Consider the following 21,556-nt stretch of genomic DNA (forward strand, 5'->3'; position numbering starts at 1 on the left):
GACCGTAGGCGACATGGATGTCGCCTACGAGCCTCCATGGATGGATTCACGGCGTGTCCCGAAAGGGCCCCGCCCCCACGGCCCGCGCGCGGAACACGGGCAGCCGATCCACGCAGCAAGTCGCAAACCGGCCATCCCCGGCAAAACCCAAGCCAAAAACAAAAAGGGCGGCCAACCCTGGCCGCCCTTTTCAAACAAAACCTACCCGCAGGAAAAAAATCAATCCGCCCGACCGCCAAACTCCCCGGTGGTCGTATTGACGAGGATGCGCTCCCCGTTGGTGATGTACTCCGGCACCATGATCTCGATGCCCGTATTGAGCTTGGCCGGCTTCGGCCGCTTGGTCGCCGTGCCGCCCTTCAGTTCCGGCGGCGTATCGACCACTTCCAGCGTCACGTGTTGCGGCATCTGCACCGCCACCGGCTGATCGTCGATCACCTGCACGTACAGCCCGCTCAGCCCCTCGGTGATGTAGCCCGCGTCCTCGCCGACCACGTCCGCGTCCAGCGTGTAGGGCGTGTAATCCTCATCGTCCAGGAACACGAAGGCCTCCCCGTCCTTGTAGGAGAACGTCGCCTGCCGGCGCAGCAGCTCCACCTCGGTCAGGTTGTCGTCCGCATCGAAGCTCGCGTCCAGCTTGGTGCCGCCCGGCACGCTGTACATGATGAAACGGAAGCGCACGTTGCCCCCGCGCCCCTGCGGCGAGCTGCGCTCGATGTCGCGGATCTGGTACACGCCGTTGTTGTATTCGACGACGTTGCCTTTCTTGATGTCGTTGGCTTTCATGTCTGGAATCGTGGCAAAGGTGACAGGGAATTATTTGGCCGCCAGCCGCACCGCCCCGTCCAGGCGGATCGTCTCGCCGTTGAGGTAGCGGTTGCGCAGAATGAAGGCCACGGTGTCGGCGAACTCGTCCGGCTGGCCCAGACGCGAAGGGAAGGGGATCGAGGCCGACAGCGACTGCTGCACCGCCTCCGGCATCCCGTCCACCATCGGCGTCCAGAAGATGCCCGGCGCGATCGTCATCACCCGGATGCCGAAGCGCGACAGCTCGCGCGCCATCGGCAGCGTCATGCCCACCACGCCCCCCTTGGACGCCGAATACGCCGCCTGGCCGACTTGGCCCTCGAACGCCGCCACCGAGGCGGTATTGACGATCACCCCGCGCTCGCCGTCTTCACCGGCCACGTTGTGCTGCATCACGTCCGCCGCGGCCTTGGCGACATTGAAACTGCCGACCAGGTTGACCAGCACGGTGTTGCGGAAGGTCGCCAGCGGCATCGGCGCTTCCTTGCCGAGTACGCGGCCCGCGCCGAGGATGCCCGCGCAGTTGACCAACGTGTTGAGGCCGCCGAGGAAGGCGGCCGCGTCGGCCACGTTCGCGGCGACCTGCGCCTCGTCGGTGACATCGGTGCGGAAGTAGCGGGCGTTGGCTTCGCCGAGCTGCGCCACGGCCGCGGCCGCCTTGTCGTCGTTGACGTCGAACAGCGCCACGCGGCCGCCATCGGCGACCAGGCGCGCGGCCACCGACAGGCCCAGGCCGGAGACGCCGCCGGTGACGATCGCGCGTACGGATTCAGGCTGCATGAGGGGATGAAAGTCCGGGAACAAAGAAGCGAGATTCTAGCCCAAGCCCCGCCGGCGCCGTGCTGCGCGGCATCAAGGCGTGAGCTGGGGCAACTGCAGTTCTTCCAGCCGCCGCGCGAATTCGTCCGGCGGCAGGCCGGGCGCGAACAGGAACCCCTGGCCCACCGGCACCCCGAGCTTGAGCAAGAATTGCCGCTGCGCCTCGGACTCCACGCCCTCGGCCACCAGCCCCAGCCCCAGGCTGCGCGCGATGCCGCACACCGCCTCGCACACCGCCACGTCCGAGCGGTTGCCCGGCACGCCTTCCACGAACAGCTGGCTCAGCTTGAGGCCGTGGATCGGCAGCCGCCGCAGGTAGTTCAGCGCGCTGTAGCCCTCGCCGAAATCGTCGATGGTCAGCACCACGCCCATGTCGCGCAGGTCGGCGAAGGTCTGCAGGGTCGAGGGCGCGTCCTCGATCAGCACCCGTTCGGTGAACTCCAGCTCCAGCGCCGAGCCCGGCAGCCCGAACTCGGCCAAGGCTTCGCGCACCTGCTCGGCCAGATCCTCGCCGACGAACTGGCGGTAGGACACGTTGATCGCCACCCGCACCACGCCCAGGCCCTGGTCCATCCACTCGCGCACCTGGCGGCAGGCCTCGTGCAGCACCCAACGGCCGATGCGCACGATGTCGCCGGTGCTTTCGGCGTGGCTGATGAACAGGTCCGGGCGCAGCTCGCCAAGCTGGTGGTTCTGCCAGCGGATCAGCGCCTCGGCGGCCACCACGCGGCCGTGCCGCAGGTCGACCTGCGGCTGGTAGACCAGCCGGAATTCCTCTTCGTCGGTGGCGCGGCGCAGCTGCGACTCGATCTGCAGCCGGTCCTGCTGGGCCCGTGCCAGTTCCGCGCTGAAGCTCTGCCAGCCGTTGCGGGTGCGGCGCTTGCAGTCGTACATCGCCATGTCCGCGTTCTGGATCAACTGCTGCGGGCGCGTGCCGTCCTGCGGCGCGCGCGCGATGCCGATGCTGGCGGTGACGGAGAACTCGTCCTTGCCGAAGCGGAACGGGGACGCGAACTGCTCGGTGATCGCCTGCGCCAACCGCTCCGGCTGGTCGGGCAGGTCGCGCGTATCGCACACCACCAGGAATTCGTCGCCGCCGAAGCGCGCGATCAACCCTTCGGTGCCCACCGCGCGCGAGATGCGCTGGGTCGCTTCGATCAGCAATTCGTCGCCGGCGTTGTGGCCGAGCACGTCGTTGATGGTCTTGAAGCGGTCCAGGTCGATGTACAGCACCGCCACCCGGGCATGCGTCGGGTTGGACAGCCGCGCGGCCAGGTCGCACAGCGCCGCGTCGCGGTTCATGATGCCGGTGAGCGGATCGGTACGCGCCTGGATGCGCAGCGTCTCCTCGGTCTGCTTGCGCTCGGTGATGTCCTGCAGCGTGCCGGCGATGCGCGTGGAGGCCAGGTCGCCGCTCTCCACCTCGCCGATCATGCGAACCCAGAACGAATGCCCGTCGCCGCGCTGGCCCTGCAGTTCCAGCTCGAAGCCCGATTGCCGCGCCACCGCGTCGATCAGCGCCGCCTCCAGCCGCGCCTGGCCGTCGCCGCGCAGGCAGGCCAGCAACTGGGTCATGGTCTGCGGCGGGTCGGGCTGGCCGAGGATGCGCAGCGATTCCTCGGTGAGGTACAGCCGCTGCTGGCTGCGGTTCCATTCCCAGCCGCCGATGTGCGCCAGCGATTGCGCGCGGTCGAAGATCGCGCTGTCGCGCTTGAGCTCGGTGATGTCGGAGAACAGGGCGAAGGCGTGGTCGGGCTGGTCGCGGCCGGTGGAGAACACCGGCACCGAGGTGACCGAGATCCAGATCATCCGTCCCTTCGGGCGGTGGTACAGGCCCATCGTGGTGCTGGCGATGATCTGCCCCTCGGCGAACGCGCGGCTCATCGGCCACTGTTCGCGCGGCAGGTGGCGGCCGTGCTGGTCCACGACCACCCAGTCGTCGGGCTGCAACAGGTCGCCCAATGCTTCGTTGGCGGCCACGCCGAGGATGCGGTGCGCGGCCGGGTTGGCCGAGACCACGCGGCGGTCGTGGTCGAACAGCACCACGCCCTTGTCGATGGATTCCATCAGCAGGCGGTAGCGCGATTCGGCCTGCCAGCGCCCGCTGAGGTCGCGCGCCACGGCCACGATGCACGGCTTGCCGTCGAGCTGGAACCCGGCCGAATGCACCTCCACCGGGAAGCGGCTGCCGTCGCCGCGCATGTTGGTGACTTCGATGACGTAGGTCTCGCCGCGCTTGAGCGTTTCCCACACCGGGTCCAGGTGGTCGCGCGGCAGATCCGGGTTGAGCAGCTCGATCGGCTGGCCGACGATGGCCTCGCGCGGGCGCTGGTAGGCGGCGATGCCGGCCTTGTTGAGGTCCAGCACGATGCCGGTCTCGCTGAGGATGCTCACCGGGTCGGGCACCGCGTCGAACAGCGCCTCGTAGCGCGTGTGCGAGGAATGCAGCGCTTCGGCGCAGCGCGCCAGCAGCGGGGCGGCGGGGTCGTCGGGATGGACGGCCAGGAAGCGCTCGATCTCGGCCAGCGTATCCGCCGGCGCGATGTCTGCACCGGGGGCGGCGGAACCGGAACGGGCGCCGGCGTTCATGTCGCCGCCAACGCGCGGCCGGCCTTGCTGCCGGTCTCGCGGCCGAGCAAGGCCGCCAGCCAGCGGCCGGTGGCCGCCAGCGCCTGCAGGTCGATGCCGGTGTCGATGCCCATGCCGTGCAGCATATACACCACGTCCTCGCTGGCGACATTGCCGCTGGCGCCGCGGGCGTAAGGGCAGCCGCCGGCGCCGGACACCGCGCTGTCCACCACGCGCACGCCTTCTTCCAGGCAGGCGGCGATATTGGCCAGCGCCTGGCCGTAGGTGTCGTGGAAATGCACCGCCAGCGCGGCCATCGGCACCTCGGCCGCGACCGCGGCGAGCATCCGGCGCGCCTTCAGCGGCGTGCCCACGCCGATGGTGTCGCCCAGCGAGATCTCGTAGCAGCCCAGTGCGTGCAGGCGGCGCGCCACGTCCACCACGGCCTGCACCGCCACCTCGCCCTGGTACGGGCAACCGAGCACGGTGGAGACGTAGCCACGCACCTTCACCCCCTCGGCGCGCGCCCGCGCCAGGATCGGGCGGAAGCGCTCGATCGACTCGTCGATGCCGGCATTGGTGTTGGCGCGGTTGAAGGCTTCCGACGCGGCGGTGAACACCGCCACTTCCGCCACGCCGGCAGCGCGCGCGCGGTCGTAGCCCTGTTCGTTGGGCACCAGCACGGGGTAGGCGATGCCGGGGCGGCGGTCGATGCCGGCGTACACCTCGGCGGCGTCGGCCAGCTGCGGCACCCAGCGCGGGCTGACGAAGCTGGTCGCCTCGATGGTGCGCAGGCCGGTGGCGGACAGGCGGTCGACCAGCGCGATCTTGTCGGCCGTGGCGACGGCGACTTTCTCGTTCTGCAGGCCATCGCGCGGGCCGACCTCGACCACGCGCACGAAATCGCTCATTGCAGGGCTCCTGTCCTTGGCGCCGGGCCGGTCACGGGCGGTGGCAGACCGCCTCGATGTTGTTCCCGTCCGGGTCCAGCACGAAGGCGCCATAGTAGTTCGGGTGGTAGTGCGGGCGCAGCCCGGGCGTGCCGTTGTCGCGGCCGCCGGCGGCCAGCGCCGCGCGGTGGAAGGCATCGACCTGCGCGCGGCTGTCGGCCGCGAAGGCGACGTGGGTGCCGCCGGCCGCCGCGGCCTGGGTGCGGATCCAGAACAACGGCTTGTCGCGGCCGAAGCCGGCGTGGTCGCCGGCGCCGGTCTGCTCGGCGGTGACCGACATCACCACCGTCAGCTGCAGCGGCGCCAGCGCGGCGCGGTAGAAAGCCAGGCTGGTGGCGAAATCGCGGCAGCCGATACCGATGTGGTCGAGCATGTCAGTCCTCCTGGGGCACCCAGGCCGCGGGGCGCTTGTCGAGGAAGGCCGACAGGCCTTCCTGGCCTTCCGCGGACACCCGCAGGCGGGCGATCAACGCGGCGTTGTCATGGTCCAGCCGGTCGCGGTCGCGGCCGGCGGCGACCTCGCGCACCAGCGTCTTGGCCGCGCCGACGGCGTGCGGCCCGGCCGCCATCAGCAGCCGGACCTGGCGCGCCACGGCCGCGTCCAGCTCCTGCGCCGGCACCACTTGGTGCAGCAGGCCGATCGCCTGCGCGGTGGCCGCATCGAAGGTTTCGGCGCTGGCGAACCAGCGCCGCGCCTGGCGCGGGCCGATGGCCGCGATCACGTAAGGCGAAATCACCGCCGGCAGCAGGCCCAGGCGGCTCTCGGTCAGGCCGAAGCGGGCCTGCTCGGTGCCGATGGCGATGTCGCAGCAGGCGACCAGCCCGACCCCGCCGCCGTAGGCCGCGCCGTGGACGCGGGCGAGGGTGGGGCGCGGCAATTCGTCCAGCGTGCGCATCAGTCGCGCCAGCGCCTCGGCGTCGCGGCGGTTTTCCGCTTCGCTGGCCGCGGCCATGCCGCGCATCCATTGCAGGTCGGCGCCGGCCGAGAAGGACGCACCGGCACCGGCCAGCACCACCACGCGTACGGACGCATCGGCGCCCGCCGCTTCCAGCGCGGCGGTGAGCTCGGCGATCAGGCGGGCATCGAAGGCGTTGTGCAAGGCGGGGCGCTGCAGGCGCAGCGTGCGCACCCCCGCCGCGTCTTCGATCGACAGTACCGCCTCGTGCATGGCATCCCGCTCCTGGAACGATGCATCCATGATAACCAGCGGGGTGGGAGTGGCCATGACGCGGCGCGGCGCGTGGTACAGTTGAGAACCATTCCTATCCTCACAGGGCGTTCTGTGACGCTGTCCGATATGCCGCTGCACCAGCCCGCCCTCGTCGAATCCGTGCACGACCGCCACGCCAACGACGCCATCGCGCGTCGCCTGCGCGAGCTGGGCTTCGTGGCGGGCGAGGAGGTGAAGGTCGTGGCGGTCGGCCCGGTGGGGCGCGAGCCGCTGCTGGTGCAGGTCGGCTACACGCGCTTTGCCCTGCGCCGCAGCGAGGCGGCGCGGGTGCAGGTGCGCCAGGCCGGAGAAGCGGCATGAACGCCGCCGCGACGCCGCTGCGCCTGGCCCTGGTGGGCAATCCGAACTGCGGCAAGACTGCGCTGTTCAACCAGTTGACCGGCAGCCGGCAGAAGGTCGCCAACTACACCGGCGTGACCGTCGAGCGAAAGGAGGGCCACCTGCGTGCGCCGTCCGGGCGCGAATTCGCCGTGCTCGACCTGCCCGGCGCCTACAGCCTCAACCCGGCCAGCCTGGACGAGGCGATCACCCGCGACCTGTGCCGCGGCTTCTACCCGGGCGAGGCCGCCCCGGACGTGTTGGTCTGCGTGATGGACGCCACCAACCTGCGCCTGCACCTGCGCTTCGCGCTGGAGCTGCGCGAGCTGGGCCGGCCGATGATCGTGGCGCTGAACATGGTCGATGCCGCGCAGCGCCGCGGCATCGTGATCGACCGCCAGGCGCTGGAGCAGGCGCTCGGCGTGCCGGTGGTGGAGACGGTGGCGGTGCGCCGCCATGGCGCGCAGGCCCTGGTGGAGAAGATCGACGCCCTGGCCCCGCACCTGGCCGCGCCGACCGCCGCGCCGCCGGAGGATGGCAACTATCACGCGCTGGTGCGGCAGATCCTGGCCGCCGCGGTACAGATGCCCGAGCGCACCAGCCGTATCGACGACGCGCTCGACCGTTGGCTGCTGCACCCGGTGTTCGGGCTGGCGACGTTCATCGTGCTGATGTTCCTGATCTTCCAGTCGGTCTACGCCTGGGCCACCCCGGTGATGGACCTGATCGACGCAGGTACCAGCGCGCTGGGCGCCTGGGTCGGCTCGGTGTTGCCGGAGGGGCCGCTGACGAGCCTGTTGACCGACGGCATCATCGCCGGCGTCGGCGGCGTGATCGTGTTCCTGCCGCAGATCCTGATCCTGTTCGCCTTCATCCTGGCGCTGGAGGAATCGGGTTACCTGCCGCGCGCGGCATTCCTGCTGGACCGGCTGATGTCGGCCGCCGGGCTGTCGGGTCGCTCGTTCATCCCGCTGCTGTCCAGTTTCGCCTGCGCGGTGCCGGGCATCATGTCCACGCGCAGCATCCAGGACCCGCGCGACCGCCTGGCCACCATCCTGGTCGCGCCGCTGATGACCTGCTCGGCGCGCCTGCCGGTGTATGCGCTGCTCATCGGCGCCTTCATCCCGCAGAAAACGGTCTGGGGCATCTTCAACCAGCAGGGCCTGGTGCTGTTCGGGCTGTACGCGGCGGCGATCGCCAGCGCGCTCATCGTCTCGTGGGTGATGAAGAAGTGGCGCCGCGACAAGAGCGAGCACCCGCTGCTGCTGGAGCTGCCGTCCTACCGCATCCCGCATCCGCGCGACCTGGCGCTGGGGCTGTGGGAGCGCGGCATGATCTTCCTCAAGCGCGTGGGCGGCATCATCCTGGCGCTGACCATCCTGCTGTGGGTGCTGCTGTCCTTCCCGGGCGCGCCGGCCGACGCCACGCTGCCGGCCATCGACTACAGCTTCGCCGGGCGCATCGGCCACGCGATGACGGCGATCTTCGCGCCGCTGGGCTTCAACTGGCAGATCTGCATCGCGCTGATCCCCGGCCTGGCCGCGCGCGAGGTGGCGGTGTCCTCGCTGGCGACGGTGTACGCGCTCTCGGCGGCCGACGACGATGCCGCCGCGCAGGCGCTGTCGCCGCTGATCCATGACGGCTGGTCGCTGGCGACCGCGCTGTCGCTGCTGGTCTGGTACATCTACGCGCCGATGTGCCTGTCCACGCTGGCCACGATCAAGCGCGAGACCAACTCGTGGAAGCAGATGGCCTGGGCGGCCACCTACCTGTTCGCGCTGGCCTACGTGGCCGCGCTGATCACCTACCAGCTGGCCAAGGCGATGGGAGCGGGCTGACCATGGGCCTGTGGCTGCAATATCTCGTCATCGCGCTGGCCGCCGTGGTCAGCGCGGGCGTCGTGTGGAAGAAGCAGTTCCCGAACAGCTGGCGGCGCACCCGCTCGGCACTGGCATTGGCGTTGCTGCGGCGTTCCTCTGCGCGGGCGCAGCGATGGGGGCGCCGGCTGGCGCCGCCGGCCAGCGGCAACGCAGGCGCCTGCGGCGGCTGCGACAGCTGCGGCCCCACGCCGCCCAAGCCCTGACTCCGGCGGCGGCACGCGGCACGCGGCGCGCATCGCCGCCGGCCGCTCGTCAATCGCGCACCAGGCCGCCGTCCACCACCAGGTTCTGCCCGGTCACCGCGCGCGACCATGGCGAGGCGAAGAACAGCACCGCATCGGCGAATTCCGCCGGGGTGGTGACGCTGCGCAGCGGCGTGGCCGCGGCGATGTAGTCGAACACCGCCTCGGGCGTGGCCGCGCTCGCATCGGTGGTGCGCAGCAGGCCGCCGGAGACCATGTTCACAGTGATGCCGTCCGGCCCGAGGTCGCCGGCCAGCGTGCGCGTCAGCGACAGCAGGGCGGCCTTGGCGGCGGTGTAGTCGTGGTAGGGCACCACGGGGTTCTGGAAGAGATTGGTGCCCACGTTCACCACGCGGCCGAAATGCCGCTCGCGCATGCCGGCCAGCGTGGCCTGCACGGTGTTGAGCGCGCCGCGCACGCTGCCCTCGAACTGCGCGGCGAAATCCGCCCAGCCGATGCTGTCCGGCCGCGCGCGTGCGTCGCCATTGAAGGAGAAATCGGCCAGCGCGTTGTTGACCACCGTACTCACCGGTTGGCCGAAGTGCGCCTGCGCGCGGGCGACCAGCGCCTGGACCGCGGCCGGGTCGGTGACATCGGCGGCCAGCGCCAGGGCGTGGTCGCCCAGATCAGCGGCGAGCGCTTCGGCGGCCTCGCGGCTGCGGTGGTAATTGATCACGACCCGCGCGCCCTGGGCGGCGAAGGCGCGCGCGATGGCCTGGCCCAGGCCGCGCCCGGCACCGGTGACGAGAACGAGCTGCTGGTTGAGCTGCATGGAAGCATTCCAAGGGGGATGCGACAGCTTAAGGGCTTTTCCGGGACTCATCCGGGCACCGCAGGATGCGGCGCACGCGGGTGGGGCGTCGGTGATGCTGGCGTGCTTCAGGTGGATTGCCGGCATGGGCAGCGGGGCGGGAGTTCGCACGCACGGAGGCGGTCACGCAGCGCGTCTGCTGCACAGGCGCTGGCGGATGCGGGTCGGCGTGCCGTGCTCGGCCCAACGCCGAGCCGCAATCACGATGCACGCTGGCCAGGCGCGCGTCGGCCCGGCGGTCGCATAATCGGCTGTCAGCGTGGAGGAATGCGATGGACGTGCGAATCGAACAGGTGCGGGTGGGCAAGGTCGTGGACTTCACCCGGCCTGGCAGCCGCAGCGCGATCGACAAGCGCCGGGTGGACGGGCCGGTGGCGGTGGGCGAGCTGGGCCTGGCCGGCGACGAACAGGGCGACCGGCGCGTGCATGGCGGCCCGGACAAGGCCATCCACCATTACCCGCATGATCACTACGCGGCCTGGCGCGCGGCGCTGGGCGATCATCCGCTGCTCGCCGCCGGCGGCGCGTTCGGCGAGAACCTCTCCAGTAGCGGCCTGACCGAGGCCGACGTCTGCCTGGGCGATCGCTTCGCCCTGGGAACGGCGGTGGTGGAGGTCTCGCAACTGCGCCAGCCGTGCTGGAAGCTGTCCGATCGCTTCGGCGTGGCCGACATGGCGCGGCGCGTGCAGGACACCGGGCGCACCGGCTGGTACTACCGGGTGCTGGCGCCGGGGCACGTGGCGGCAGGCGATGTCCTGGTGCTGAAGGCGCGGCCGCATCCGCATTGGCCGTTGGCCCGGTTGGCGGAGCTGCTGTACCGGCGCGGGGTCGAACCGGCCTTGCTGGAGGAGGTGTTGCGCCTGCCGCTGGTGCCCTCGTGGCGTACGCTCTTCGAGCGCCGCCTGGCACAGGGGCAGGTGGAGAGCTGGGACAAGCGCCTGCATGGCGCGACGCCGGGCTGACGCATGCACGCCGCAGGGCTTCCCAGTGTCTCTCCCAGCCGCTAGCCTGCGCCCATGAATACGCCGACCGCCCCCCTCAAATTGCTGATCCACGGCGCCTCCGGGCGCATGGGCCAGGCCCTGTTGCGTCTGGCCGCCGAGGATCCCGCGCTGGCGGTCGTCGCTGCGGTGGTCGGGCGTGCGCCGTCGCAGCGGGTTGTCGACGGCGTGCCGCATTTCGCCGCCAGCGAGCTGGCGGGCGCGCCGCCCTTCGATGTCGCGGTGGACTTCAGCCTGCCGCAGGGCTTCTCGCCATTGCTGGCGCTGTGCGTGCAGCGGGGCGTGGCGCTGGTCTCCGGCACCACCGGGCTGGCGCCGGAGCAGCGCGAGGCGCTGGCCCAGGCCGCCGCGCAGATTCCGCTGGTGTGGGCATCCAACTTCAGCCTCGGCGTCGCCGTGCTGGCCGACCTGGTCGAGCGTGCCGCCGGCACGTTGCCGGGTTGGGATTGCGACATCGTCGAATCGCACCACATCCACAAGCAGGACGCCCCTTCGGGCACGGCGCTCACGTTGGGGGAGGCGGCCACCGGCAGCGGTGCGCAACCGCGTTTCGCCAGCCTGCGCGCCGGCGATATCGTCGGCGAGCACCTGGTGCAGTTCACCGGCCTGGGCGAGCGCATCGAGCTGGTGCACCGTGCCACCAACCGCGACATCTTCGCGCGCGGCGCGCTGCATGCGGCCAAGCGGCTGCACGGCCGCGCGCCGGGGCTGTATCGCGTGCGCGATCTGCTTGGCTGAACGCGGCGCACGCCACGCCGCGATGGAATAGCGGCATTCCGTATTCACACTGGCAGTGCCGGGCGCTTGCCGCTACAATTCCCGCTTGCCCGAACCTAGCGTCGGACCGGTCCCCAGCACCGCGTCCGCGCTTTGCTGCAACCGGATTTTGGCCGGTGCATCTCGGAGTCCCCCGCAGCCACAGCGAGATTCCCGTGACCCAACCCGCAATCCTTGTCCTCGAAGACGGCACCGTGTTCGAGGGTGAATCCGTAGGCGCCTCCGGGCTGTCGGTCGGCGAAGTGGTGTTCAACACCGCCATGACCGGCTACCAGGAAGTCGTCACCGACCCGTCCTACGCCCGCCAGCTGGTCACGCTGACCTACCCGCACATCGGCAACACCGGTTTCACCGACCAGGACGACGAGGCCCGCAAGGTCTGGTCGGCCGGCCTGATCGTGCGCGACGTGCCGCGCCGCCCGAGCAACTGGCGCAGCCAGGCCTCGTTGCCGCAATGGCTGCAGGCGCGCGGCGTGGTCGCCATCTCCGGCATCGACACCCGCAAGCTCACCCGCATCCTGCGCGAGAAGGGCGCCCAGAACGGCGCGCTGATGGCCGGCGACGACATCGACGTCGACAAGGCGCTGGAAGCGGCGCGCAAGTTCCCGGGCCTGAAGGGCATGGACCTGGCCAAGGTGGTCAGCACCGACAAGGCCTACCCGTGGACCGAGGGCCAGCTGGACCTGGACCGCAATGAATTCGTCAACGCCGCGCCGAAGTACAAGGTCGTCGCCTACGACTACGGCGTGAAGCTCAACATCCTGCGCATGCTGGCCGAGCGCGGCTGCGAGGTCACCGTGGTGCCGGCGCAGACCCCGGCGGCCGAGGTGCTGGCGCTCAAGCCCGATGGCGTGTTCCTCAGCAACGGCCCCGGCGACCCGGAACCGTGCGATTACGCCATCGCCGCGATCAAGGAATTCGTCGCGCGCAAGGTCCCGACCTTCGGCATCTGCCTGGGCCACCAGCTGCTGGCGCTGGCCGCCGGCGCGAAGACCGTGAAGATGGGCCACGGCCACCACGGCGCCAACCACCCGGTGCAGGACCTGGACGATGGCCGGGTGATGATCACCTCGCAGAACCACGGTTTCGCGGTGGACGAGGCGACCTTGCCGGCCAACGTGCGGGTGACGCACCGTTCGCTGTTCGACGGCACCAACCAGGGCATCGCGCTGACCGACGCGCCGGCCTTCAGCTTCCAGGGCCACCCGGAAGCTTCGCCGGGCCCGCGCGACGTGGCGCCGCTGTTCGACCGCTTCATCGCGCTGATCGGCGAGCACAAGGCGTGAGCGGCGGCCGGCGCGCGCCTGGCGCCCGCCGGCCCCCATCCCCCGTGCACCGTCCGCTGCTCCCCACCGATCCATCCTGACAGGCGGCCGCCGCCCCGCGACCGCCCAGATCTCGAGAAGAAAATGCCCAAGCGCTCAGACATCCAGACCATCCTCATCATCGGCGCCGGCCCGATCGTCATCGGCCAGGCCTGCGAGTTCGACTACTCCGGCGCGCAGGCGTGCAAGGCGCTGCGTGACGAGGGCTACCGCGTGGTGCTGGTCAACAGCAACCCGGCCACGATCATGACCGACCCGAACATGGCCGACGCCGTGTACATCGAGCCGATCAACTGGCAGACGGTCGAGAAGATCATCGCCAAGGAGAAGCCCGACGCGCTGCTGCCGACCATGGGCGGCCAGACCGCGCTGAACTGCGCGCTGGACCTGGCCGACCACGGCGTGCTGGAGAAGTACAACGTCGAGCTGATCGGCGCCAAGCGCGAAGCGATCCGCATGGCCGAGGACCGCGAGCTGTTCCGCGTGGCCATGGGCGAGATCGGCCTGGAGTGCCCGAAGGCGGCCGTGGCGCACACGCTGGAAGAAGCGCTGGAGATCCAGACCCGCGTCGGCTACCCGACCATCATCCGCCCCAGCTTCACCTTGGGCGGCAGCGGCGGCGGCATCGCCTACAACCGCGAAGAGCTGATCGAGATCGTCAACCGCGGCCTGGAACTGTCGCCGACCACCGAGGTGCTGGTGGAGGAATCGGTGCTGGGCTGGAAGGAATTCGAGATGGAAGTGGTCCGCGACACCGCGGACAACTGCATCATCGTCTGCTCGATCGAGAACCTCGACCCGATGGGCGTGCACACCGGCGACTCGATCACCGTCGCTCCGGCGCAGACGCTTACCGACAAGGAATACCAGCGCCTGCGCGATGCCTCCATCGCGGTGCTGCGCAAGATCGGCGTGGACACCGGCGGTTCCAACGTGCAGTTCGGCATCAACCCGAACACCGGCCGCGTGGTGGTGATCGAGATGAACCCGCGCGTGTCGCGTTCCTCGGCGCTGGCCTCCAAGGCCACGGGCTTCCCGATCGCCAAGGTCGCGGCCAAGCTCGCCGTCGGCTACACGCTGGACGAGCTGAAGAACGAGATCACCGGCGGCCTCACGCCGGCTTCGTTCGAGCCGTCGATCGACTACGTCGTCACCAAGATTCCGCGCTTCGCCTTCGAGAAGTTTCCGCAGGCCGATGCGCGCCTGACCACCCAGATGAAGTCGGTGGGCGAGGTGATGGCGATGGGCCGCACCTTCCAGGAGTCGATGCAGAAGGCCCTGCGCGGCCTGGAAACCGGCAAGATCGGCCTGGACCCGACCGGCCTGAACCTCGCCGATGCCGACGACCTGACCACGCTGCGCCGCGAACTCAAGGCGCCGGGTCCGGAGCGCCTGTTCTACGTCGGTGATGCCTTCCGTGCCGGCATGAGCGTGGAAGAGGTCTACAACCTCTCCTACATCGACCCGTGGTTCCTCGACCAGATCGAGGAGATCATCGCCACCGAGCAGCAGGTCGCCGCGGACGGCCTGGGCGCCCTCGACGCCGCACGCCTGCGCAAGCTCAAGCGCGCCGGCTTCTCCGATGCGCGCCTGGCCCAGCTGACCGGGACCAACGAGGCCGGCGTGCGCGCGCTGCGCCGCGCGCACAAGGTGCGCCCGGTGTACAAGCGCGTGGACTCGTGCGCCGCCGAGTTCGCCACCAGCACCGCCTACCTGTACTCGACCTACGAGGACGAGTGCGAGGCGGCGCCGAGCAACCGCGACAAGATCATGATCCTCGGCGGCGGCCCCAACCGCATCGGCCAGGGCATCGAGTTCGACTACTGCTGCGTGCACGCCGCGCTGGCACTGCGCGAGGACGGGTTCGAGACCATCATGGTCAACTGCAACCCGGAAACCGTCTCCACCGACTACGACACCTCCGACCGCCTGTACTTCGAGCCGCTGACGCTGGAAGACGTGCTGGAAATCGTCGAGCTGGAACAGCCCAAGGGCGTGATCGTGCAGTACGGCGGCCAGACCCCGCTCAAGCTCGCCAAGGCGCTGGAAGCCAACGGCGTGCCGGTGATCGGCACCTCGCCCGATTCGATCGACCTGGCCGAGGATCGCGAGCGCTTCCAGCAGCTGGTGGACAAGCTCGCGCTCAAGCAGCCGCCGAACCGCATCGCGCGCAACGCCGACGAGGCGCTGCTGCTCTCGCGCGAGATCGGCTACCCGCTGGTCGTGCGCCCGAGCTACGTGCTGGGCGGCCGCGCGATGGAAATCGTCTATGGCGAATCCGACCTGGCGCGCTACGTGCGCGACGCGGTGAAGGTCTCCAACGACTCGCCAGTGCTGCTGGACCGCTTCCTCGACAACGCCGTCGAGGTGGACGTGGACATCATCGCCGACAAGGACGGCAACGTGCTGATCGGCGGCGTGATGGAGCACATCGAGGAAGCCGGCGTGCACTCGGGCGACTCCTCCTGCTCGCTGCCGCCGTACTCGCTGTCGGCCGCCACCCAGGACGAGCTGCGCCGCCAGGTCGTCGAGCTGGCCAAGGCGCTGAACGTGGTCGGCCTGATGAACACCCAGTTCGCCATCCAGACCAACGAGGACGGCACGGACACCGTGTTCCTGCTGGAAGTCAATCCGCGCGCCTCGCGCACCGTGCCGTTCGTATCCAAGGCCATCGGCGTGCCGCTGGCCAAGATCGCCGCGCGCTGCATGGCCGGCAAGACGCTGGCCGAGCAGGGCGCGACCAAGGAGATCGTGCCGGACTACTACTCGGTGAAGGAAGCGATCTTCCCGTTCGCCAAGTTCCAGGGCGTGGACCCGATCCTCGGGCCGGAAATGCGTTCCACCGGCGAGGTGATGGGCGTGGGCCGCAGCTTCGGTGCGGCGCTGGCGCGCGCGCAGGAAGCCGGCGGCATCAAGGCGCCGCAGCCGGGCAAGGCGTTCGTCTCGGTGCGTGACCCGGACAAGAAGCGCGTGCTGCCGGTGGCCCAGGCGCTGGTCGAACGCGGCTTCAGCCTGGTCGCCACCCGCGGCACCGGCGCGTGGCTGCAGCAGCACGGCCTGGAATGCGAGATCGTCAACAAGGTGGTGGAAGGACGTCCGCACATCGTCGATGCGATCAAGAACGGCGAAATCGTGTATATCGTCAACACCACCGAAGGCCGCGCGGCGATCGCCGATTCCTTCTCGATCCGTCGGGAAGCGCTGCAGCAGCGCGTGACCTATTCGACCACCATCGCCGGCGCCCGCGCGCTGGTGAATTCACTCGAGTTCCGCGGAACCGGCCCGGTGTGGTCGCTGCAGGAACTGCACAAGGAGCTGGAAGCATGAGAGCCCCCATCACTGCCAAGGGCGCGCAGCGTCTGCGCGAGGAGCTCGATCACCTGAAGTCGGTCAAGCGCCCGAAGGTGATCACCGCGATCGCCGAGGCCCGCGAGCATGGCGACCTCAAGGAAAACGCCGAGTACCACGCCGCGCGCGAGGAACAGGGCTTCATCGAAGGCCGCATCAAGCAGCTGGAAGGCGAGCTGTCCCACGCCGAGGTGATCGACGTGACCAAGCTCGGCGCCGGCAGCAAGATCGTGTTCGGCGCCACCGTCACCCTGGCCGACGTGGAGACCGACGAGGAAAAGCGCTACCAGATCGTGGGTGACCTGGAAGCGGACATCAAGCAAGGGCTGATCGCGATCTCCTCGCCGCTGGCGCGGGCGCTGATCGGCAAGCTGGAAGGCGACAGCGTCACCATCGACGCACCCGCCGGCCAGCGCGAGTACGAAGTGGTCAGCGTCGCCTACCTCGACTGACCGATGGCCACGGCGACCCTGCTGTTGCCGGCCCGCGGCCGCCTGCCGGGCAAGCTGGCGGCCGATTCCGTCGCCCGGGCGTTGGCCCGGGCCGACCATCGCGCCGCCGACAGCGGCGAGCGCGCCCAGTTGTTGCGTCACTTCTCGATCACCCCGGCCACCTGGCCGGTGGCGGCGCTCACGCGCCAGCGCGATGCCGGCGATGCGGCCGGCGCCACCTGGCTGCGCGCCGATCCGGCCTACGTGGTGCCGGACATGCACGGTGCGCGGATGATGGCGCACGGGGAGGCGATGGGCCTGGAGGCGGCCGACGCGGCCGCGCTGCTGCCCGACCTGCGCCCGCTGTTCGCCGATGCCGGCTTCGTGCTCGACGCGCCGGACCCCTCGCGCTGGTACCTGCGCTTGTCCCCGCAGGCCGAGCTGCCGGATTTCGCCGAACCCGACGACGCGCTCGGCGACGACCTGTTCGCGCACCTGCCGCAAGGCGAGGCCGGCCGCCGCTGGCGTGCGCTGCTGACCGAATCGCAGGTGCTGCTGCACCAGCACGCCTGGAACCGCCAGCGCATCGCGCGTGGCAAGCCGGCGATCAACTCGCTGTGGTTCTGGGGCGGTAGCCGTTTGCCGGACGCCGTGAGCGCGCCTTACGGCCAGGTGCGCAGCCGCGAGCCGCTGTTGCGCGCGCTCGCGCAAGCTGCTGGCGTGGCGACCGATGCCGAAGGTGAAGTGGATGCGCTGGTGGACCTGCGCCATCTGCGCTCGCTGCAGCAGTTCAGCGACGACGTGGTGCAGCCGCTGATGCAGGCCATGCGTCGCGGCGAACTCGGTCGCCTCACGCTGGACTTCCAGGACGGCGAAGTGCTCTCGCTGTCGGCGCCCCAGCGCTGGCGCTTCTGGCGCCGCCCGTGGACCGGCCTGGCCGGATGAAGGCAACGGCAAGGATCGTCCGCCGCGCGGCGGGCGTGGAAGGCGAGTGGCCCGACGATACGCTGCCGTTGCTGCGACGCCTGTACGCGGCACGTGGCGCGCGCGACATGCATGCCGCGCAGCCGAAGCTGGCCGGGCTGCTGCCGCCGTCGGCGCTGAGCAACATCGCACATGCCACCGCGTTGCTGGCCGATGCCATCGCCGCGCACCAGCGCATCCTCGTCGTCGGCGATTTCGATTGCGACGGCGCCACCGCCTGCGCGGTCGGCGTGCGCGGGCTGCGCATGCTCGGCGCCACCGACGTCCACCACGCGGTGCCCAATCGCATGGTGCACGGCTACGGCCTGTCGCCGGCGCTGGTCGAAGAGCTGGCCCCGCTGCGCCCCGACGTGCTGGTGACGGTTGACCACGGCATCGCCTGCCATGCCGGCATCGCCGCCGCGCGTGCGCGCGGCTGGACGGTGCTGGTCACCGACCACCACCTGCCGGGCGAACAGCTGCCGCCCGCGCATGCCATCGTCGATCCGAACCTCGCCGGCGATGGTTTCCCGAGCAAGGCGTTGGCCGGCGTCGGCGTGATCTTCTACGTGCTGCTTGCGCTGCGTGCCGAACTGCGCGGCCGTGGCGCCTTTGCCGATGCCGGGCCGGACCTGGGCGAGCTGCTCGACCTGGTGGCCGTCGGTACGGTGGCCGACCTCGTGCCGCTGGACGTGAACAACCGTGCGCTGGTGCTGGCCGGGCTGCGACGCCTGCGCCAGGGCAAAGGCTGCATCGGCCTGCGCGCCTTGATCGAAGCCAGCGGGCGCGATGCCGCGCGGCTTACGGCCAGCGACATCGGCTACGCGCTGGCGCCGCGGCTCAACGCCGCCGGCCGCCTGGAGGACATGGCGCTGGGCATCGAGTTGCTGCTGTGCGAGCAACCGCAGCGGGCGCGGGAGATAGCCGCGCTGCTGGAGGAGATCAACGCCGAGCGCCGCGCGGTGCAGCAGGCGATGACCGACGAGGCCGAGACGGCAGTGGCGCGCGCCCTGTTGCAGGCCGAGGGGCAGGCGCCGCTCGCCGCGTGCCTGTTCGATGCGCAATGGCATCCGGGCGTGATCGGCCTGGTGGCCTCGCGGATGAAGGACCGGCTGCATCGCCCGGTGGTGGCGTTCGCACCGGCCGAACCAGGCGCCGAACTGCTGCGCGGCTCGGCGCGCTCGATCGCCGGCCTGCACATGCGCGACGTGCTGGCGGCCATCGATGCGCGGCATCCCGGCCTCATCGAGCGCTTCGGCGGGCACGCGATGGCGGCCGGCCTGAGCCTGCCGCGCGCCGCGCTGCCCGCGTTCGGCGAGGCGCTGCTGGCGCAGGTGGAGCGGCTGGTCGATCCGTCCACGCTGCACGCCGAACTGCTCAGCGATGGCGAACTGGCGCCGCACGAGTTCGACTGGCGCCACGCCGAGGCTTTGCAGATGGCTGGCCCATGGGGGCAGGCGTTCCCCGAGCCCTTGTTCGACGGCGTGTTCGACGTGGTGCAGTGGCGGCCGTTGAAGGAGCGCCATGTGCGCTACACCTTGCGCCTGGCGGGGTTGCCGGCGCCCGTCAACGCGATCCACTTCGGCGGCTGGCGCGGCCAGCCGCCACCGCCACGCATGCATCTGGCCTACCGCCTGGTGCGCGACGACTACCGTGGCGGCGAGGCGATCCAGCTCATCGTCGAGCATGGCGAACCCGCCGGCGCGTAGGCGCTTTCGGCGTGGCAGGGGTGCGAAGCGTCCAATATCCGGCGCGGTGAGGCCTCACTAGATTGCCCGTTCCTTCAAAACCACGGGTAGTTCGATGCTTCGCAAGTGTGTTCCCGCCGCGCTCGCCGCGGCCATGGTCGTTTCCTTTCCGGCGCTGGCGCAGGACGCGCCGGCCAGTGCGGCGGGCTGGACCGGCAGCGGCGAACTGGGCCTGACCAGCGCCAGCGGCAATACGCGCGCGCAAAACATCAACGCCGCGTTGTCCGCCGGCCTCGACGACGGGCGCTGGCACCACGATGCCTCGGTGTTCTGGCTGCGCAACCGCGGCGAGGTGGAGGTCGACCGCAACCTGGACGGCGTGCCGGAATCAGAGATGGAGGACACCGCCAACCGCTACGGCCTGGCGTTCTCCTCGGCCTTCGACCTGGACAAGCGCAGCTATCTCGTCGGCTCGCTGCGCTATGACCATGACAACTTCGCCAGCTACCTCTGGCACGGCGTGGCGGCGGCCAGCTATGGCTACCGCTGGCTGGACGACGACCGCCTGCGCCTGGTCACCGAGATCGGCCCTGGCTTCCGCCGCAGCCACGATGCTTCCAGCGGCGCGGTGGAGAACGAAGGCATCGTGCGCGGACTGGCCGATTTCGGCTGGCAGCTCAACGACAGCACGCGCCTGCTGGACACCTTCCTGGTGGAATCCGGCCGCCTGAACACCTTCGTGCAGAACGACCTGGGCCTGCAGGTCTCGATGACCCAGGCGCTGGCGCTCAAGGTGGGTTACCAGGTCCGCTACAACAGCGATGTCGATCCGGGCTTCAAGAAGACCGATACGGTGACCATGTTGAACCTGGTCTACTCGGTGAAGTGAAGCCAGCGGGGCCGGCTCAGTCCCAGGGCTCGGCCGGCTCCGGCGGTGGGCTTTCCTGTCCATCGAGATCGTCCAGCCAGCGCGTCATGACTGCATGGCAGGCGTGGCGCATGCGCTGCAGCTGCTCGGTGGCCTGGGCGTGTAGCGCGTCGCGCGCTATCCCCGCCACGGTCAGGGCGGTCTGCAATGCCTGCAGTTGGGTGTGGAGGTAGTCATGGTCCGCCTCCATGTGGAATTGCAGGCCGAGCGTGGCCCGCCCATGACGGTAGGCCTGCGTCGCGCACGCGGGCGTCGTGGCCAGCGTCTCGAACCCCGGCGGCAACGCGGCCTCATGGCCATGCCAATGCACGACCGGCGTGGTGTGCCCGAGGGGCGCCAGGCAGGAGCGCTTGCCCGCTTCGGTCAGCCGCACGGGCGCCACGCAGATCTCCGGCCGGGGCAGGGCCCGGATATCGCCGCCCAGCGCGTGCGCGATGAGCTGCGCCCCGAAGTCGATGCCGAGCAACGGCAGGCCGTAGTGCGCACGCGCGCGGATCAGGTCGATGACCTCGCGCGGCAGGCGCGTCTGCGCGAGATCCGCGCGCAGCGGCAGGTGGCCGATGACCACCAGGATGTCCACCTCCAGCGGGTCGATGGACCGTACCCGTTCGGCCGAGAGCGGGGCGTAGCGCGTGCGATAGCCGCGGCTTTCGAGGATGGGACGCAACGACCCCATGCTGTCGTCCGAAACGCGGCGCAATGCGACGGCGGTCCGAGAGGCGCGCGGCTTCATGCGCGCTCCGCCGGCTCATGCACCGTGCGGGCGCGAGCGTTTGGGCATGCGGGCGGGAGAGGGACGATCGCGCTCACATCGGGGCGTCAGGCCGGCCGCACCCTGGGGCGCTTGGCACGCGGCGGAAGGAGCGTGGCGTGCGCGCGTTGATGCGGGGAGGCGGGGGGCAGGTCGGGCGTCGCATCGGCCTGTGCCTGGCGGCTGGAGAGCGACTCCCAATGCGTCTGCAAGCGCAGGTAGGCGGCATGCACCGCCTGCCGCGCCTCGTGCCACTCCACGCGCGAGCGGCGGCGGACACGGGCGTAGCGCAGGGCCATCATCCGCTCGTTCAACGCTTCCAGCAGGCAGTCGTGGCATTGCAGGAACAACCCGATGCCCAGGGTGAACGCAGGCACGTACTCGTTGAAGGGCAGCACGTCGCGATGCCACGCGGCGGTGCGCTGGTAGTGCCCGCGCCAGAAGGACAATTCGCGCTCCAGGTCCACGACGCTGGGAGAAAGTTGCGAGGCGCCCAGGGCCACGAAACTGTGTTCGACCAGTTCGCGGCACAGCCAATGCCGCCGCACCGTGGACGACCTGCGGGAATCTCCCTCGCCGATGGTGGCCGAGGCGTGCAGTGCGGAGCTGTTGGGAAGCATGGATCGAACCGGGTGCCGCGAAGAACATCGATACACGTCACGCTAACAACGCAACTGCGGCGGGGGTATTCGAATTATCGAAGAGGCAGGCGCCCCA

Annotated in this window: 20 protein-coding genes; 11 read left to right on the forward strand and 9 right to left on the reverse strand. The window is 70.1% G+C overall.

Annotated elements, in window-relative coordinates:
- Positions 1-219 precede the first annotated feature (219 nt).
- From yeiP to P6166_RS16300, 6 genes are all read right to left on the reverse strand, one after another.
- The gene (gene yeiP, locus P6166_RS16275; protein ID WP_277765485.1) at positions 220-786 is read right to left on the reverse strand and encodes an elongation factor P-like protein YeiP; all 567 of its coding nucleotides are present in this window, start codon (positions 784-786) and stop codon (positions 220-222) included.
- 30 nt (positions 787-816) lie between these two features.
- A complete protein-coding gene (locus tag P6166_RS16280; protein ID WP_277765486.1) occupies positions 817-1,587 on the reverse strand; it encodes an SDR family NAD(P)-dependent oxidoreductase in 771 nt (256 codons plus the stop codon).
- Between the two features lie 72 nt (positions 1,588-1,659).
- The gene (locus tag P6166_RS16285) at positions 1,660-4,215 is read right to left on the reverse strand and encodes an EAL domain-containing protein (protein WP_277765487.1); all 2,556 of its coding nucleotides are present in this window, start codon (positions 4,213-4,215) and stop codon (positions 1,660-1,662) included.
- Entirely contained in the window at positions 4,212-5,105 is an 894-nt protein-coding gene (locus tag P6166_RS16290) for a hydroxymethylglutaryl-CoA lyase (RefSeq protein ID WP_277765488.1), read from the reverse strand. The genes P6166_RS16285 and P6166_RS16290 overlap by 4 nt, the downstream gene beginning before the upstream one ends.
- A 31-nt stretch (positions 5,106-5,136) precedes the next feature.
- A complete protein-coding gene (locus tag P6166_RS16295; RefSeq protein WP_277765489.1) occupies positions 5,137-5,517 on the reverse strand; it encodes a VOC family protein in 381 nt (126 codons plus the stop codon).
- Between the two features lies 1 nt (position 5,518).
- Complete coding sequence (locus tag P6166_RS16300; protein ID WP_277765490.1) at positions 5,519-6,313, reverse strand: enoyl-CoA hydratase-related protein; 795 nt, start codon at positions 6,311-6,313, stop codon at positions 5,519-5,521.
- Positions 6,314-6,427: 114 nt separating this feature from the next.
- On the opposite strand from P6166_RS16300, the gene P6166_RS16305 reads away from it, so the two are divergent.
- From P6166_RS16305 to P6166_RS16315, 3 genes are read left to right on the forward strand one after another with little or no spacing between them, the layout of a single operon-like run.
- Entirely contained in the window at positions 6,428-6,676 is a 249-nt protein-coding gene (locus tag P6166_RS16305; protein WP_277765491.1) for a FeoA family protein, read from the forward strand.
- Positions 6,673-8,532 (forward strand): ferrous iron transport protein B, encoded by a 1,860-nt coding sequence (gene feoB / locus P6166_RS16310; RefSeq protein ID WP_277765492.1) that lies wholly within the window; start codon positions 6,673-6,675, stop codon positions 8,530-8,532. The genes P6166_RS16305 and feoB overlap by 4 nt, the downstream gene beginning before the upstream one ends.
- The gene (locus P6166_RS16315) at positions 8,529-8,777 is read left to right on the forward strand and encodes a DUF6587 family protein (protein ID WP_277765516.1); all 249 of its coding nucleotides are present in this window, start codon (positions 8,529-8,531) and stop codon (positions 8,775-8,777) included. The genes feoB and P6166_RS16315 overlap by 4 nt, the downstream gene beginning before the upstream one ends.
- 49 nt (positions 8,778-8,826) lie before the next feature.
- On the opposite strand, the gene P6166_RS16320 is transcribed toward P6166_RS16315, so the two are convergent.
- Positions 8,827-9,588 carry a 3-oxoacyl-ACP reductase gene (locus P6166_RS16320; protein ID WP_277765493.1) on the reverse strand — a complete coding sequence of 254 codons (762 nt, stop codon included), beginning with the start codon at positions 9,586-9,588 and terminating at the stop codon, positions 8,827-8,829.
- 311 nt (positions 9,589-9,899) lie between these two features.
- Here P6166_RS16320 and P6166_RS16325 point away from each other — a divergent pair, with 311 nt between their 5' ends.
- The 8 genes from P6166_RS16325 (at position 9,900) to P6166_RS16360 (ending at position 20,049) form a co-directional block, all read left to right on the forward strand.
- On the forward strand, positions 9,900-10,589 hold the full coding sequence (locus tag P6166_RS16325) for an MOSC domain-containing protein (protein WP_277765494.1): 690 nt from the start codon (positions 9,900-9,902) through the stop codon (positions 10,587-10,589).
- Between the two features lie 54 nt (positions 10,590-10,643).
- Positions 10,644-11,366 (forward strand): 4-hydroxy-tetrahydrodipicolinate reductase, encoded by a 723-nt coding sequence (dapB, locus tag P6166_RS16330; protein ID WP_277765495.1) that lies wholly within the window; start codon positions 10,644-10,646, stop codon positions 11,364-11,366.
- Positions 11,367-11,560: 194 nt separating this feature from the next.
- Positions 11,561-12,691: a glutamine-hydrolyzing carbamoyl-phosphate synthase small subunit gene (gene carA, locus P6166_RS16335; protein ID WP_277765496.1), complete on the forward strand. Its 1,131-nt coding sequence runs from the start codon at positions 11,561-11,563 to the stop codon at positions 12,689-12,691.
- A 123-nt stretch (positions 12,692-12,814) separates the two neighbouring features.
- Positions 12,815-16,057, forward strand: coding sequence for a carbamoyl-phosphate synthase large subunit (gene carB, locus P6166_RS16340; protein ID WP_277765497.1), 3,243 nt, complete (start codon positions 12,815-12,817; stop codon positions 16,055-16,057).
- Positions 16,058-16,065: 8 nt separating this feature from the next.
- The gene (greA, locus tag P6166_RS16345) at positions 16,066-16,530 is read left to right on the forward strand and encodes a transcription elongation factor GreA (protein ID WP_207221066.1); all 465 of its coding nucleotides are present in this window, start codon (positions 16,066-16,068) and stop codon (positions 16,528-16,530) included.
- Positions 16,531-16,533: 3 nt separating this feature from the next.
- The gene (locus tag P6166_RS16350; protein ID WP_277765498.1) at positions 16,534-17,454 is read left to right on the forward strand and encodes a phosphoglycerate mutase; all 921 of its coding nucleotides are present in this window, start codon (positions 16,534-16,536) and stop codon (positions 17,452-17,454) included.
- Positions 17,451-19,181, forward strand: a complete 1,731-nt coding sequence (gene recJ, locus P6166_RS16355) for a single-stranded-DNA-specific exonuclease RecJ (protein WP_277765499.1) — start codon at positions 17,451-17,453, stop codon at positions 19,179-19,181. The genes P6166_RS16350 and recJ overlap by 4 nt, the downstream gene beginning before the upstream one ends.
- Before the next feature lie 133 nt (positions 19,182-19,314).
- Positions 19,315-20,049, forward strand: a complete 735-nt coding sequence (locus tag P6166_RS16360; protein ID WP_277765500.1) for a DUF481 domain-containing protein — start codon at positions 19,315-19,317, stop codon at positions 20,047-20,049.
- 16 nt (positions 20,050-20,065) lie between these two features.
- Here P6166_RS16360 and P6166_RS16365 read toward each other — a convergent pair whose 3' ends face one another.
- On the reverse strand, positions 20,066-20,764 hold the full coding sequence (locus P6166_RS16365; RefSeq protein WP_277765501.1) for a hypothetical protein: 699 nt from the start codon (positions 20,762-20,764) through the stop codon (positions 20,066-20,068).
- A gap of 143 nt (positions 20,765-20,907) precedes the next feature.
- A complete protein-coding gene (locus tag P6166_RS16370; RefSeq protein WP_277765502.1) occupies positions 20,908-21,459 on the reverse strand; it encodes a hypothetical protein in 552 nt (183 codons plus the stop codon).
- Between the last annotated feature and the right edge of the window lie 97 nt (positions 21,460-21,556).

The organism is Stenotrophomonas sp. HITSZ_GD (assembly GCF_029543105.1).
Taxonomy (GTDB): domain Bacteria; phylum Pseudomonadota; class Gammaproteobacteria; order Xanthomonadales; family Xanthomonadaceae; genus Stenotrophomonas_A.